The sequence below is a fragment of the Methylobacterium sp. 1030 genome, from assembly GCF_040544715.1.
Classification (GTDB): Bacteria; Pseudomonadota; Alphaproteobacteria; order Rhizobiales; family Beijerinckiaceae; genus Methylobacterium.
Genome location: NZ_JBEPKM010000017.1, coordinates 12,000 through 26,116 on the forward strand (window position 1 = coordinate 12,000; position 14,117 = coordinate 26,116).

Consider the following 14,117-nt stretch of genomic DNA (forward strand, 5'->3'; position numbering starts at 1 on the left):
GATCAGGCGCCGAGGGCGGCCTCGCGGACCGGCCGCGCCGGCACGTGACCGGGCCGGCCCGGCATCGCGGCCCGCTGCTCCGCCTCGCGCTGCGCGGAATCGTCCAGCACCTCGCCGGCCTCCAGGCCGTAGAGCCGGCGCGCCACGTCCTCGGTGAGGTCGAAGGGGCCGCCCTCGAACACGACCCGCCCGGCCGCGAGGCCGACGAGGCGGTCGCAGTAGGCGCGGGCGAGGTCGAGGGAGTGCAGGTTGCACAGCACCGTGATGCCGTAGCGCCGGTTCACGTCGGCGAGCGCGTCCATCACGAGCCGCGTGTTGCGCGGGTCGAGCGAGGCGACCGGCTCGTCGGCGAGCAGGATCTCGGGTTCCTGCACGAGGGCGCGGGCGATGGCGACGCGCTGCTGCTGGCCGCCCGACAGGCCGTCGGCCCGCTGGCCGGCGAACTCGCCCATGTCGAAGCTCTCCAGGGCGGCGAGGGCCATGGCGCGGTCCTCGGCGGACCATTGCCGGAGCAGGGCGCGGTGGGTCGGCACGTGGCTGAGGCGCCCCATCAGCACGTTGGTCATGACGTCGAGCCGGCCGACGAGGTTGAATTGCTGGAAGATCATGGCGCAGCGGGTGCGCCACTCGCGCAGCGGGCGGCCGCGCAGGGTGGTGACCTCGCGGCCGTCGTGGAGGATGCGTCCCGAACTCGGATCCGCCAGCCGGTTGATGAGGCGCAGCAGCGTGGACTTGCCGGCACCGGACCGGCCGATCACCCCGACGAAGCTGCCGGGCTCGATCCGGAGCGACACGCCGTCGACGGCGCGTCGGTCGCCGTACTGGCGCGTGAGATCCTCGATAACCAGCATGCCACCATCCGCCGGGGAACGGCCGCACGTAGACGCCGGTTTGACGACGATTGGATGACGTATTCGGAACGATTATATTTGCCGGCGCAGCATCTCGGCTTTTCGATAGCCGACTTAATCTTCGTGGCGCTCCAGGAATGCTTCGATGGGCAGCCCGCGGAAATCCGGCAGCGCCCGGCGCAGGCGCTCGTGGTCCCAGTCCCACCACGCCAAGCGGGTCAGACGGTCCGCGACGGCCTCGGGGAAGCGGCGCCGGACCGGCCGGGCGGGATTGCCGACGACGATCGTGTAGGGCTCGACGTCGCGGGTGACGATGGCGCCCGCCCCCACCACCGCGCCGGTGCCGATCGTGCGCCCGGGCAGGACGACCGCGCCGTGGCCGATCCAGACATCGTGGCCGATCGCCACCGGGCTCGCCCGGCGCCGGTCGAAGTAGGCGGGCTCGTCCGCTTCCTCCGGCCAGTAGGCGCGCGCCCGGTAGGTGAAGTGCGCCTGCGACGCCCGCTCCATCGGGTGGTTGCCGGGATTGATCCGCACGCTGGCGGCGATCGAGCAGAACTTGCCGATCGCGGTGTAGATCACCTCGCCGTCCTCACCGATGTAGGAATAGTCGTCGAGGGTCGTCTCGGTGAGGCGGGTGCGGGCGCCGACCTCGGTGTAGCGGCCGAGGCGGCTGTCGACGACCCGGGCGCTCGGATCGAGCGCGGGTTCGAGGCCGAGGGGGCGGTCAACCACGGGCCTCTCCGAAGGGCAGGCGCGCCAGGAGCCGGAACGGCCCCGACCCGTCCTGGGTCAGGAGGCTGATGGCGTCGATCCGCAGGGGCTCCGGTCCCGCGGCGGCGTAGGCCTCGGACAGGCGCCGGTGCCAGAGGTCGCGCTCCGCCTCCGGCAGGGCGTCGGTCAGGGTCATGTGGAAGCGGAAGGCCTCGAACACGTAGGGATAGCCCCAGCGCTCGAGGAGCGCGCGGCCGCGCGGGTCGAGGCGCTCCGGCCGGCGCTTGGCGCGCTCGGCCTCCGTGAGCGGCGCCCGGAACGGGTCGAGGGCGGCGACGCACTCGGCGGCGAGGAGCCCGAGTTCCGGCGGGGGTGTCTCCGGCACCAGGGCGAGGAACGGCCCGAGGGCGGCGACCCGGAGCGGCCCCACCGCCACTGGCGGGTGCGCGGCCGCGAGGGCGCGGGCGGCGGCCACGAGGTCGGCCTCCCCGGTGCCGGGGGCGAGGCGCAGCGGCGCCTTGAGGGTGGCGTGGAACCCGTAGACCCGCGCGCCCGCCGTGACCGCAGCGAGATCACCGAGCCCCTCCGGGTGCGGCACCGGCAGCCCGGCGACGTTGTCGGTGCCGAGGATCGCCCGGCCGAAGGCTTCGAGGCGCGAATCCGGGGCGGGCAGCCAGTAGAGGGCGTAGCGGCGCGACACGTAGGGTCTCCGATCGCCGGGCGGTCAGGCCGTCGGCGCGTAGGTGCGCGCGTCGGCGGCCCGCCGGGGGCGCACGTCCATGGCATTGCCCCGCCACACGATGGCGCTCCGCATCCAGGCGCCGACCCAGATCGCCGGGATCAGGGCGTCGCGCGCCAGGAAGGCCGCCAGCGTGCGGGGCGAGCGGTGCCAGCCCGCGCGGGCCGCGAGCCGGTGCTCGGCGGCATAGCACAGGGCGGCGAGGCCGGCAGCGCCCGCGAGGCCCGCGAGGCTTCCGGCCCAGAGGGCGACGAGGAGCGCCGGCAGCAGGACGCCGCTGCCGATCTCGGGGGCGAAGAACAGCGGGAAGGTCACGCGGCGCAGGCGCGCCCAGCGCAGCTGCCGCGACCAGACCTCCCGGAAGCCGCGCGGGCCGAGCGGCTGCTCGAACGGGCTCGCCACGAGGTGGACCCGCTTGCCGGCGGCACGCACGAGCTTGGTGGCGGCCGCGTCCTCGGCGATCTCGGCCGCGAGCGCCTGGAGGCCGCCCTGCGCCTCCAGGAAGGGCTTGTGCCAGAGCATGCTCTTGCCCTGCGCGAAGCCCAGCCCGAAGGCCTCGGCGGCGTATTGCCAGCGCGCCTGCAGGGTGTTCAGGAAGGCGCACTCCACCTCCGCCATGAAGCTGCCCGGGCGGGCGCCGGCCGGGGTGGAGCAGACGAGCCCGGTATCGGCGCGCCACGCCGCCTGCAGCCGCTGGAGGTAGTCCGGCGGCATGGCGACGTTGGAATCGGCGAGCACCACCCAGTCGTGGGCGGCGGCGCGCCAGCCGCGCAGGCAGTTGTTGAGCTTCGGGTTCGCGCTGACGCGCTCGTCGCCGAGGATCAGGCGGGCGGGCACGTGCGGGTGGGCCTCGATCAGGCGCTCCACCATCGGGACGATCGGGTCGGCCGGGTCGGCCACGCAGAAGATCAGCTCGTAGGACGGGTAGTCGAGACGGACGCTGCGGAGGAGCATCTCCTCGCTGTAGGCCTCGACCCCGCGCAGGGGGCGGACCAGGGAGACGGGCGCGCCGTCCGGGAACCGCGACGGGCCGTGGTCCCGGCCGAGGCGCCGGGCCGCGACGGCGATGCTGCCGATCTGGACGACGGCCAGGAGCGCGCCGAGGGACAGGGCCGGCACCGTGGCGTCAATCATGCGGATCCCTCGTGCGATCGGGCGAGCGGTCCGGTCCGCTAGCGGCCGGACCGCGTCAGGCGTGTGACAGCGCCGCCCGACGCTCTCGGACACGCTCTCGGACACGCTCGCCGACGCGCGGCGTCGCGGGCCGTCACCCAACCGTCACCGCGCGGTTTTAATCCCCGCTCACCACGAAAGATTCCGCGCGAGGGTTCATGTCCGATACCGCCGTGATGCCGTCGGGGGCGGCGGGAGGCCGGAAGGCGGGCGGCCCGCGCCTCGACCACGGGATGCATCTCGGCGGGGTGGTGGCGTTCCTGCTCGTCCTCGTGGCGGGCCTGGGCTACGCGGTGCTGAGCCTCATCGCGGACATGAACGCGGTCGGGGAAGCGCCCCTGGCCTACGGCGCCTTCGCGCTGCTCGGCCTCGCCCTGCTGATCGCCCTCGCCTTCGAGTTCGTGAACGGCTTCCACGACACCGCCAACGCGGTCGCCACGGTGATCTACACGCACTCGATGCCGCCGCTCGTCGCGGTGATCTGGTCGGGCGTGTTCAACTTCCTCGGCGTGATGCTGTCCTCGGGCGCCGTGGCCTACGCGATCGTCACGCTGCTGCCGGTCGAGCTGATCCTCAACGTCGGCTCGCACGCGGGCTACGCGATGATCTTCGCGCTGCTGCTGGCGGCCATCATCTGGAACCTCGGGACCTGGGCGTTCGGGCTGCCGAACTCGTCGTCCCACGCGCTGATCGGCTCGGTGCTCGGCGTCGGCCTCGCCAACCAGCTGATGAACGGCGGCGACGGCACCGCGGGCGTCGACTGGACCCAGGCGCTCAACGTGTTCAAGGCGCTGCTGTTCTCGCCGGTCTGCGGCTTCGTGCTCGCGGCGCTGCTGCTGCTCGCCCTGAAGGTCACGGTCCGCCGCAGGGACCTCTACGAGGCGCCCGCGGGCGAGGCGCCGCCGCCCCCGTGGATCCGCGGCCTGCTGATCCTCACCTGCACGCTGGTCTCGTTCTTCCACGGCGGCAATGACGGGCAGAAGGGCATGGGCCTGATCATGCTGATCCTGATCGGCGCCGCCCCCACCGCCTACGCGCTCAACCGCACCATGGCGGACGACACGACGCCCGCCTTCGTGCAGGCCTCGACGGCGGCGAGCGCGGTGTTCTCCGCCCGCGCCCCCGGCGCCGCGGTGCCGGACGCCGCGGCCGCGCGCCGGACCGTGACGGAGGCGCTCAAGACCAAGGCGCTGAACACGCCGCCCGTCTACGCGGCGCTGGCGGCGCTCTCGAACGACATCGCCGCCAGCGTGAAGAATTACGGCGCGATCCGCACGGTGCCGGCCGCCCAGACCCAGAACCTGCGCAGCGACATGTACCTCGCCGCCGACGCGGTGCGCGTCCTGCCGGGCGCCGGGGCGGACTTCTCGGAAGCCGACAAGGCCGACCTGAAGCGCTACGCGGGCCTGCTCAACGACGGCACGCGCTACATCCCGGGCTGGGTCAAGGTCTGCGTCGCCCTGGCGCTGGGTCTCGGCACCATGGTCGGATGGAAGCGCATCGTCGTCACGGTGGGCGAGAAGATCGGCAAGACCCACCTGACCTACGCGCAGGGCGCGTCGGCCGAGATCGTCGCCGCCGGCACGATCGGGCTGGCCGAGCTCTACGGCCTGCCGGTCTCGACCACCCACATCCTGTCGTCGGGCGTCGCCGGCACGATGGCGGCCAACGGCTCGGGCCTCCAGATGTCCACGGTGCGCAACATGGCGCTCGCCTGGATCCTGACCCTGCCGGCGGCGATCACCCTCGCGGCCGCTCTCTTCTACCTCCTGCGCCACGTGTTCTGACGCGGGTCCGGCCGGACGGGCCGGAGACCGCGCTCCGCCCCCCGACGAAGTGACCCGGTCTCCGGCCTCCCGCAGCGCGCCACGGCGCTTCAGGAACTCGCCATCGCCCGCACGAAGGCCAGGCAGGTCCGGCGCGCCGCCGGACTGTCGATCGCCACGAAGGCCGAGACGAGGTCGGCCGCCTGGGTCATGGCCGCGTCGGGCCGGTCGGCATCCGGGTAGAAGCTCGCCACCGGCACGTCGAGGATGCCGGCGATGCGGCTCAGGGCGTCGCTCGTGCGCGCCGCCCCCGGTACCGGCGCGCGGTCCCGGGCCGGATCCGCGGAAGCGTCGGGCGCCATCGCTCAGGCCGCCTTGTGGCCGAGCTGGATCGCCCGGGCGATCTCCGAGCGCCGCGCGGCGTAGCCCGGGGCCACCATCGGGTAGTCGGCCGGCAGGCCGTACTTCGCCCGGTACCGCTCGGGGGTGAGGCCGTGCGCGGTGAGGTGGCGCTTCAGAGTCTGGTAGGACCGGCCGTCGATGAAGCTGATCAGGCCGTCCTGCTGGATCGAGGCATCGACCTGCGACTGGCTCAGCCCGACCCCGCCGAACTCCGACGGCGCGCAGCGGAGCACCGCGATCGCCGTGTGCACTTGGTCGATCAGCGCCGGCAGTGCCGTGACCTCGATCGCGTTGCGCGAGACGTAGGCCGCGACGATCGCGCCGACCTTCTCCAGCATGAAGGTTGAACGGTGGTCGGTGAGGTGGTCCATCTGAGACATCGCTGTTGGAGGGCGTCCCGATCCTCGTGCCCCGTCTCCGGTGGGCCCGCTCGCGCGGGCTTTGCGGGACGAAACCGAGACGACGGGCCAGCCGAGGGATTTCTACCTCAAGTTGATTTCACTCCGTTTCTTGAGGTTGCAGATAATATACAATATGAGCGGCCGGCGGTTTGTCCGGCAGCGCGAGGTTTTTTGCTCCACCGCGCAACCGGCGGCATTCCCGCCATGGTTACTGATACGTTCACTGATTTCGGCCGCTGAGATCGGCGACTGAACCGGATGTCGGCATCGGCCGATCCCGGCGGCGCGCAACCTCGGGGGCCCCCGGCGCCGATCCGGGACCGCTCGGTCGCGGCGGTCGCGCGCCTGACCGATCCCGCCCGCGCAGCGTGCGGCCACGCCCGTCTCGCCCCGCTCCGGGGCCAGCCGCGGCCCGCCGCCCCGGCCGCGCGGGGGCGGCGGGCCGTCTCACGCCGCGCGGTCGCTCCGGCGCAGGCTCGCCGGCATGGCGAAGAGCGCGAGCCCGGCGGCGACGAGGCAGAGCACCCCGATCCCGTAAAGGGCGGGCGTCGTCGAGCCGGTGAGATCCTTCACCCAGCCGACCATCACGGGGCTGACGATGCCACCGAACTGCCCGAGCGTGTTGATCAGCGCGATCCCGCCCGCCGCGCCGACGCCGGTGACGAGCTTGGCCGGCAGGGTCCAGAAGGTCGGGATCGAGGCGACGATGCCGGCCCCCAGCAGCGCCAGGGCGAACATCAGCGGCACGATGTGCTTGTCGAACAGGCCGGCGCCGAAGAAGCCGAGCGCCGCCGCGATGGCGAGGCCCGCGACGAATTTCGGCCGCTCGCCCGAGGCGTCGGACAGGCGCCCGATCACCACCATGCTGATCGCCCCGCAGATGTAGGGGATCGCCGTCAGGAAGCCCACCGAGGCCGCCTGGCCGCCGCTCGCGGTCTTGATCAGGTCCGGCCCCCAGAAGTTCAGACCGTACGAGCCGATCTGGAGCAGGAAGTAGATCAGCGCGATCATCAGGAAGCCGGGCTGCTTGATCGCCCCGATCAGCGAGTGGTCGCCGATGTCCCGGTTGTGGTGTGCGATCCGGCTCGACAGGAGCGCCTTCTCGGGCTCGGACAGCCAGCGGGCATCGGCGATCCGGTCGTCGAGGCGCGTCAGCACGAGCATTCCGAGCACGAGGCAGGGCAGGCCGCCGGCCAGGAACAGCCATTGCCAGCCGGCGAGGCCGCCGACGCCGTTGAGGCCGCCGAGGATCAGGCCCGCCACCGGCGCCCCGAAGATCCCCGAGAAGGCCGAGGCCACGAACATGAACGAGGTGATGCGGCCGCGATGCGAGGCCGGGAACCAGATGGTCAGGTAATAGAGGATGCCCGGCGCGAAGCCCGCCTCCATGGCGCCGATCAGGAAGCGCAGGGCGTAGAAGTGCCACTCGCTGCGGATGAAGATCATCAGCGCGGTGGCGATGCCCCAGGAGATCATGATCCGGGCGATCCAGCGCCGCGCCCCGACCCGGTAGAGGAACAGGTTCGAGGGCACCTCGAAGATCACGTAACCGACGACGAACATGCTCGCGCCGAGCCCGTAGGCGACGTTGCTGAAGCCGAGGTCGCTCTGGAGCTGGAACTTGGCGAAGCTGATGTTGATGCGGTCGAAGAACGCGAACATGTAGCAGATCATGATCAGCGGCATGAGCCGCCACGCGACCTTGTGGACGACGCCGGTCTCCGTCACCGCGCCGGCCTCGGCGGCGGCCGGCGACCCGGACAGGGCTGCAGTCATGGTTTCCTCCGTGGTGTGTTCTTGAGGGACGTGTCGTGGGCGGTGCCGCCTTCGGGCGGGCGGCTTCCCGCGAAGTCAGGTTCGGGCGCAGCTCACGGCACACGACGGCGACGCCGCCTTCGCCGGACGAGGCGCGGGTACCCTCTCCCGTGCGGGAGAGGGACAGGGTGAGGGATCAGGTCTGTCTGGATGAGAAGCGTCCTGCCGGCGCGTCGACGGTGTGCCGCATCCGGAGAGTTCTCATCCCTCACCCCGACCCTCTCCCGAACGGGAGAGGGAGCGCGTCGCGTCCAACGCGTGGGGCCGGCCATTGTGAGCCCGCCCCTCCCCGTCTCCGGCTCAGGCCGCCCGGGCGGGGGCCGGATGCAGGTCGCAGGGCCGTCCAGCCTTGGCGACTTGGCCGGGCACGTCGTGGCCGACGAGGCGCGGCAGGTCCCGCGACAGGCCGATCAGCGCCGGGAGGTCGAGGCCTGTCGGCAGGCCCATCTCGTGGGCCATGCTGACGAGATCCTCGGTGCAGATGTTGCCGGTGGCACCGGGCGCGAACGGGCAGCCGCCCAGGCCGCCGAGCGCCGCATCGAAGCGCCGGGCGCCCGCGTCGTAGGCCGCCAGCACGTTGGCGAGGCCGAGGCCGCGCGTGTTGTGGAAGTGGAGCGTCAGGCGCCCGGGACCGACCAGGGGCAGGACCCGCGCGACGAGGCGGCTCACCTGCCGGGGATTGGCCATGCCGGTCGTGTCGGCCAGCGTCACCCCGTCGACGCCCAGCGACAGGTAGCGCTCCACCTGCGCGACGACCCTGTCGGCCGGCTGGTCGCCCTCGAACGGGCAGCCGAAGGCGGTCGCCACCGTGGCGTTGGTGCTGAGTGGGGCGCCGCGCACCGAATCCATGATCCGCGCGAAGCCGGCGATCGAGTCGGCCGGGCTCATGCCCATGTTGGCGCGGTTGTGGGTCTCACTCACCGAGGCGACGAGGTTGATCTCGTCGACCCTGGCGGCGAGCGCCCGCTCGGCGCCCTTCGGGTTCGGCACCAGGGCGACGTAGACGGTCCCGGACCGGCGCCGGATCCCGGAGAAGACCTCGGCCGCGTCGGCGAGCGCCGGCACCGCCTTCGGCGAGACGAAGGACGAGACCTCGATCCGGCTGAAGCCGGCCGCCGCCAGGGCGTCGATCAGGCGGATCTTCTCCGCCGTCGGCACGAAGACCGGCTCGATCTGGAAGCCGTCGCGGGTCGCGACCTCCTGGACGATCAGCGCGTCGCCGCTCATGCCACGGCTCCCTTCTCGCGCAGCGCGGCGATGCGCGCCGGGTCGAGACCGAGCTCGGCGAGCACGGAATCGGTGTGGGCGCCGAGGGCCGGCCCCTGCCAGCGGACCTCGCCGGGCGTGTCGGAGAGCTTCGGGACGATGCCGGGCATCTTCACCGCGGTCCCGCCGGGCAGCTCCGCCTGCAGGATCATGTCGCGCGCCTGATAATGCGGGTCGGCCACGATGTCGGCCACCGAGTAGATGCGGCCGGCCGGCACGTCGGCGGCGTCGAGGGCGGCGAGCGCCTCCTCGACCGTCTGCGTCTTCGACCAGTCGGCGATGGTGCCGTCCAGCATGGCGGATTGCCTGGAGCGTCCCTCGTTGTTGCGCAGCGCCGGGTCGTCCGCGAGGTCGGGCCGGCCGATCGCCGTCATCAGGCGGCGGAAGATCGGGTCGCTGTTGCCGGCGATGACCACGTAGCCGCCGTCCCGCGTCGGGTAGGTGTTCGACGGGGTGATGCCCGGCAGGGCGCCGCCGGTGCGGGTGCGGACCTCGCCCAGCAGGTCGTATTCCGGGACGAGGCTCTCCATGACGTTGAACACGCTCTCGACGAGCGAGACGTCGATGACCTGGCCCGCGCCCTGCCCGGTCTTGACCCGCAGCAGGGCCATCAGCGCGCCGATGACGCCGTGGAGCGAGGCAAGGGTGTCGCCGATGCTGACGCCGACCCGGGCCGGCGGGGCCTCCGGGCTGCCGGTGGTGAAGCGGATGCCGCCCATCGACTCGCCGATGGCGCCGAAGCCGGGCCGGTCGCGGTAGGGGCCGGTCTGGCCGTAGCCCGAGATCCGGACCATCACGAGCTTCGGGTTGAGGGCGGAGAGCACGTCCCAGCCGAGGCCGAGCTTCTCCAGGCCGCCGGGACGGAAGTTCTCGACCACCACGTCGGCGCTCGCGGCGAGCTGCTTGACGATGTCGAGCCCCTCGGGCGACTTCAGATTGACGGCGATCGACTTCTTGTTGCGCGACTGCAGGTACCACCAGAGCGAGGTGCCCTCGTGCATCTTGCGCCACTTCCGGAGGGGATCGCCCTCACCCGGGGGCTCGACCTTGATGACCTCGGCGCCGAACTCGGCCATCAGCCGCGTCGCGAAGGGCGCGGCGATCAGCTGACCGAGCTCGAGAACGCGGATACCGCTGAGCGGACCGGACACGGCTTTCCTCCATCGTTTGTTGCCCCGGAGATAGGGCTCTTCCGGTAGCCAAGTCCAAACGCCATGCACCACCCTGCGTTCGCCGACGGAGAACGCGGGCTCAGCGCCCGGCCTCCCGGAGATGCTCCAGCAGGAGGGCGGCCGCGGGCGACAGGGCGCCCGGGCGGACGACGAGGCGCAGCGTGCGCACGGCCCAGGGATCGGTGAGCGGCACCGCGCCGAGCCGCATCGGGGGGCCGAGCAGGGCGTAGACGCGCTCCGGCACGGTCCCGAGGCCGAGCCCGACCTGCGCCATGCGGCAGATCGCGTCGAAGCTCGGGACGTGCATGCGCAACCGCAGGGGCCGGCCGAGGCGCCGGGCCTCGTCGCGCAGGGCGGCGTAGATCGAGCTCTCCGCGTGCAGCCCGACATGGTCGTAGTCGAGGGTGTCGGCCAGCGCGACGGCGCCGCGGCCGCTCAGGGGATGTCCGGCCGGCATCACCAGGACGAGGCGGTCGCTCCGGTACGGGTAGGCGGTGAGGCTGCGGGTGTCGGTGTTGCCCGCGCAGAGGCCGAGATCGGCGAAGCCCTCCTCGACGCCGGCGACGACGCCGCCGCTCGGCCGCTCCTCCAGGTCGACCCGGATCCCGTCCTGCGCCGCCAGGAAGGCCTGCAGGTCCTCGGGCAGGAACTCCACGATGGCCGAGAGGTTGGCGAGCACCCGCACGAAGCCGCGCACGCCCCGGGCGTGCTCGGCGAGTTCCAGGGCGATCTGCTCGGCGCTCGCCAGCATCCGCCGGGTGTGGTGCAGCAGGGTCTCGCCCGCCGGGGTGAGCCGCATGCCGCGCGGCTCGCGGGTGAGCAGCGTGCAGCCCAGCGCGTGCTCCAGCTCGGCGAGGCGCTTGCTCACCGCCGAGGGCGCGATCGCCGCCCGGCGGGCCGCGCCGTTCAGGGTCCCCTCCGCGCAGATGGCCGCGAACAGCCGGAGCGTCTTCAGGTCGAGGCGGCTCAGGGTCGCGGCCGCGGGCAGGTCGGCGGACATCCGGCGGCTCGGTCCGGGCGCGCCGTCAGTCGCGGGATCCGACCGGCTGGCCGTAGGTGCCGAGACCGGCCTTGGCCCCCTCCCGGTTGACGAGGCCGAAGCGCAGCACAGCCTGCTCCAGGTAGTCGATCGCGTCGACGAGGTGGGCGCGCGCCGCGGCGACGCTCTCGTCCCCCTCCTCGACCGGCGTCTCTGCGAGCTTCACGGCGGCGATCAGGACGCGGTCGCGCTCGTCCTCGATCCGCGGATCGCGGGCGAGGTGGCCCCGGACCCGGGCGTCGAACGTCGCGATGACCGACCAGGGCAGCGCGTCCTTGCCGGACGGCGCCCGGTACGCCCGGGCGCGGCGCCGCGCGTCGGCGCTGGCGGCCCTGACATCGTCGGCGAGTGCTGCATCCATTCCCGGCCTCCGCGGCGCCGCGCCGATCGGTCCTCGGCCGGACCATCGGCTCGAGGGTCCGAACGTGCGCCGGCCCGGTCCGTTGCCGACGCCCTTAGCGGGCCGCGCCACAAACCTTCAAGACCCGTCGGGCGAGGGCCTTACCTTGGCGGTTCCGGCCCTTATCTCTCGGGCTCGTGATCAAGCGGCCGAGTCTCGGCCGGCAGATGGGGGACGATATGGGAACGACGCTGACGGCCGGCGCGGTGCGCCGGACATCGCCCGCGGCGCGCCTCCTCGGCGTGCTCTCGGTGATCCTGGTGGCCGCGGGTCTCTCCGGCTGCGGGGCGGTCAACCGGGTGCCGACGCTGCAGGAGCAGGCCAAATCCGCGTGGAGCGAGGTGCAGAACCAGTACCAGCGGCGGGCCGACCTGATCCCCAACCTCGTCGAGACCGTGAAGGGCTACGCGCAGCAGGAGAAGGACGTGCTGATCGGCGTCACCGAGGCGCGCGCCAAGGCGTCCAGCGTGAAGGTCGACGCCTCCACGGTCAGCGATCCGCAGAAGTTCAAGGAGTACCAGGACGCCCAGAACCAGCTCTCGGGCGCGCTCGGACGCCTCTTGGTGACGGTGGAGCGGTATCCCGACCTCAAGTCGAACCAGAACTTCCTCGCCCTGCAATCCCAGCTGGAGGGCACCGAGAACCGCATCGCGGTGGCGCGGCGCGACTACATCACGGCCGTGCAGGCCTACAACACCGAGGTGCGCACGATCCCGGGCCGCTGGATCGCGGCCGTGCTGTACCCCGACGCCAAGCCGATGGAGACCTTCACGGCGACGCCGAACGCCGACCGGCCGCCGAACGTGAAGTTCTAGGATGCGGCGCGTGGGGCGGCGCGTAGGACCGACCATGACCCGGACCCGGGGCGGGATCCTGCCCGACCGGGTGCGGCTCGCCCTGTCGCTCGCCGTCCTGGCGGCCTGCCTGACGGTCTTCGCGCTCGGGGCGCTGGGGGCCGAGCTGACCTTCCCGGCGCTGACCGGCCGCGTCGTCGACGCGGCCGGCATCCTGACGCCGGAGCAGCGCGGCACCCTCGAGGCCAAGCTGAAGGCGCACGAGGACAAGACCTCGGACCAAGTGGTCGTCGCCACGGTGCCGAACCTGCAGGGCACGACCGTCGAGGACTACGCCAACCGCCTGTTCCGGGACTGGAAACTCGGGCAGGCCAAGACCAACAACGGCGTCCTGCTGCTGGTGGCCCCGAGCGAGCGGAAGGTCCGGATCGAGGTCGGCTACGGCCTGGAGGGGGCGCTGACCGACGCCCTGTCCAAGGTGATCATCGCCGGCGCCATCACGCCGCGCTTCAAGACCGGCGACTATTTCGGCGGCCTCGACGCCGGCGTCGACGGCATCCTGTCGATCCTGGCCGGCGACGCGCAGGACTGGCAGCGCAAGCCGCAGGTGCGGTCCGACGAGGTCGATCCCGCCCAGGTGGCGGTCTTCGTCGTCCTGCTCCTGATCGTGGTGTTCGTCGCGTGGCGCATGAGCCGGGGCGGCCGGTCGGGACCCGGCGGCCTCGTCATCCTGCCGGGCCCCGGCTCGGGCGGGTGGGGCGGCGGCTTCTCGGACGGCGGGTCGGGCGGCTCCTCGGGCGGTTTCGACGGTGGATTTTCCGGCGGCGGCGGCTCGTCGGGCGGCGGAGGGGCCTCCGGTGACTGGTAGACGCGCGGCTGTCCTGACTCCGGAAGCGCGGGAGCGGCTCGCCCAGGCGGTCGGGCGCGCGGAGGCCGGGACCTCCGGCGAGATCGTCGTGATGGTGAGCCGACGCGCCGGCGCCTACCGCTCGATCGTGCTGCTCACCGCCCTCGTCGCGGCGCTGGTCCTGCCCTGGCCGCTGATCGCCCTGACGGCCTGGAGCGCCGCGTCGATCCTGCTGGCGCAGGCAGCCCTCGTGACGGCGATCCTCGCGGCGAGCCAGAACGAGCGGCTGCGCATGGCCCTGGTGCCGCGCCGCCTGCGCCGCGCCCGCGCCCGGGAGGCGGCCCGGCGGGCCTTCTGGTCGCGCGGCCTGAGCCTGACGCGCCGGCGCACCGGCATCCTGCTCTACCTGTCGCTCGCCGAGCGGCACGCCGAGATCGTCACCGATCTCGGCGTCCTGCGGGAGATCCCGCCCTCCGCCTGGGACGGGATCCTCGCCGAGCTCATACCGGCGCTCGGGCGCGGCGCGATCGAGGACGGCCTGACGGCGGCGGTCGCGCGCGTCGGGGCCTGCCTGGCGGAGCATCTCCCCGCGGGCCCGGGCGATCCCGACGAGCTGCCGAACCGGGTCGTCGTGGTCGACTGACGGCGCCGCCGGCCGTCGCGGTCGGGCGTCCGTGACGCGTCATCCGAACGGTGGAGGCGCCGAAATCCGGCAGGCCGCACGATCGCTGTGGCCTG

Annotated in this window: 15 protein-coding genes; 4 read left to right on the forward strand and 11 right to left on the reverse strand. The window is 72.7% G+C overall.

Translation table 11 applies throughout. The features are described from left to right. Positions 1 to 2: 2 nt before the first annotated feature. The 4 genes from phnC to ABIC30_RS23155 form a co-directional block, all read right to left on the reverse strand. Positions 3 to 851: a phosphonate ABC transporter ATP-binding protein gene (gene phnC / locus ABIC30_RS23140; protein ID WP_103985859.1), complete on the reverse strand. Its 849-nt coding sequence runs from the start codon at positions 849 to 851 to the stop codon at positions 3 to 5. Between the two features lie 114 nt (positions 852 to 965). Then, positions 966 to 1,586, reverse strand: coding sequence for an LbetaH domain-containing protein (locus tag ABIC30_RS23145; RefSeq protein WP_020093770.1), 621 nt, complete (start codon positions 1,584 to 1,586; stop codon positions 966 to 968). Next, positions 1,579 to 2,265 (reverse strand): DUF1045 domain-containing protein, encoded by a 687-nt coding sequence (locus ABIC30_RS23150; RefSeq protein ID WP_020093771.1) that lies wholly within the window; start codon positions 2,263 to 2,265, stop codon positions 1,579 to 1,581. The genes ABIC30_RS23145 and ABIC30_RS23150 overlap by 8 nt, the downstream gene beginning before the upstream one ends. 24 nt (positions 2,266 to 2,289) lie before the next feature. Next, positions 2,290 to 3,438 (reverse strand): ceramide glucosyltransferase, encoded by a 1,149-nt coding sequence (locus ABIC30_RS23155; protein ID WP_020093772.1) that lies wholly within the window; start codon positions 3,436 to 3,438, stop codon positions 2,290 to 2,292. A gap of 197 nt (positions 3,439 to 3,635) precedes the next feature. Between ABIC30_RS23155 and ABIC30_RS23160 the strand changes: the two genes are divergently transcribed. After that, on the forward strand, positions 3,636 to 5,264 hold the full coding sequence (locus ABIC30_RS23160) for an inorganic phosphate transporter (RefSeq protein WP_020093773.1): 1,629 nt from the start codon (positions 3,636 to 3,638) through the stop codon (positions 5,262 to 5,264). Between the two features lie 89 nt (positions 5,265 to 5,353). Here ABIC30_RS23160 and ABIC30_RS23165 read toward each other — a convergent pair whose 3' ends face one another. From ABIC30_RS23165 to ABIC30_RS23195, 7 genes are all read right to left on the reverse strand, one after another. Further along, positions 5,354 to 5,605, reverse strand: coding sequence for a hypothetical protein (locus tag ABIC30_RS23165; protein ID WP_020093774.1), 252 nt, complete (start codon positions 5,603 to 5,605; stop codon positions 5,354 to 5,356). 3 nt (positions 5,606 to 5,608) lie between these two features. Further along, positions 5,609 to 6,016: a Ros/MucR family transcriptional regulator gene (locus ABIC30_RS23170; protein WP_020093775.1), complete on the reverse strand. Its 408-nt coding sequence runs from the start codon at positions 6,014 to 6,016 to the stop codon at positions 5,609 to 5,611. Between the two features lie 477 nt (positions 6,017 to 6,493). Further along, complete coding sequence (locus ABIC30_RS23175) at positions 6,494 to 7,822, reverse strand: MFS transporter (RefSeq protein WP_020093777.1); 1,329 nt, start codon at positions 7,820 to 7,822, stop codon at positions 6,494 to 6,496. Between the two features lie 339 nt (positions 7,823 to 8,161). Further along, the gene (locus ABIC30_RS23180) at positions 8,162 to 9,088 is read right to left on the reverse strand and encodes a hydroxymethylglutaryl-CoA lyase (RefSeq protein WP_020093778.1); all 927 of its coding nucleotides are present in this window, start codon (positions 9,086 to 9,088) and stop codon (positions 8,162 to 8,164) included. Next, positions 9,085 to 10,278, reverse strand: coding sequence for a CaiB/BaiF CoA transferase family protein (locus ABIC30_RS23185; protein ID WP_020093779.1), 1,194 nt, complete (start codon positions 10,276 to 10,278; stop codon positions 9,085 to 9,087). The genes ABIC30_RS23180 and ABIC30_RS23185 overlap by 4 nt, the downstream gene beginning before the upstream one ends. 100 nt (positions 10,279 to 10,378) lie before the next feature. After that, positions 10,379 to 11,299: a LysR family transcriptional regulator gene (locus ABIC30_RS23190; protein WP_020093780.1), complete on the reverse strand. Its 921-nt coding sequence runs from the start codon at positions 11,297 to 11,299 to the stop codon at positions 10,379 to 10,381. 25 nt (positions 11,300 to 11,324) lie between these two features. Beyond that, positions 11,325 to 11,699: a hypothetical protein gene (locus ABIC30_RS23195; protein ID WP_354456120.1), complete on the reverse strand. Its 375-nt coding sequence runs from the start codon at positions 11,697 to 11,699 to the stop codon at positions 11,325 to 11,327. 230 nt (positions 11,700 to 11,929) lie between these two features. Between ABIC30_RS23195 and ABIC30_RS23200 the strand changes: the two genes are divergently transcribed. From ABIC30_RS23200 to ABIC30_RS23210, 3 genes are read left to right on the forward strand one after another with little or no spacing between them, the layout of a single operon-like run. Next, positions 11,930 to 12,553 carry a LemA family protein gene (locus ABIC30_RS23200; protein WP_376738905.1) on the forward strand — a complete coding sequence of 208 codons (624 nt, stop codon included), beginning with the start codon at positions 11,930 to 11,932 and terminating at the stop codon, positions 12,551 to 12,553. Positions 12,554 to 12,587: 34 nt separating this feature from the next. Continuing rightward, positions 12,588 to 13,400 (forward strand): TPM domain-containing protein, encoded by an 813-nt coding sequence (locus ABIC30_RS23205; protein WP_234081312.1) that lies wholly within the window; start codon positions 12,588 to 12,590, stop codon positions 13,398 to 13,400. Beyond that, the gene (locus ABIC30_RS23210) at positions 13,390 to 14,022 is read left to right on the forward strand and encodes a TPM domain-containing protein (RefSeq protein WP_026605021.1); all 633 of its coding nucleotides are present in this window, start codon (positions 13,390 to 13,392) and stop codon (positions 14,020 to 14,022) included. The genes ABIC30_RS23205 and ABIC30_RS23210 overlap by 11 nt, the downstream gene beginning before the upstream one ends. Positions 14,023 to 14,117 lie beyond the last annotated feature (95 nt).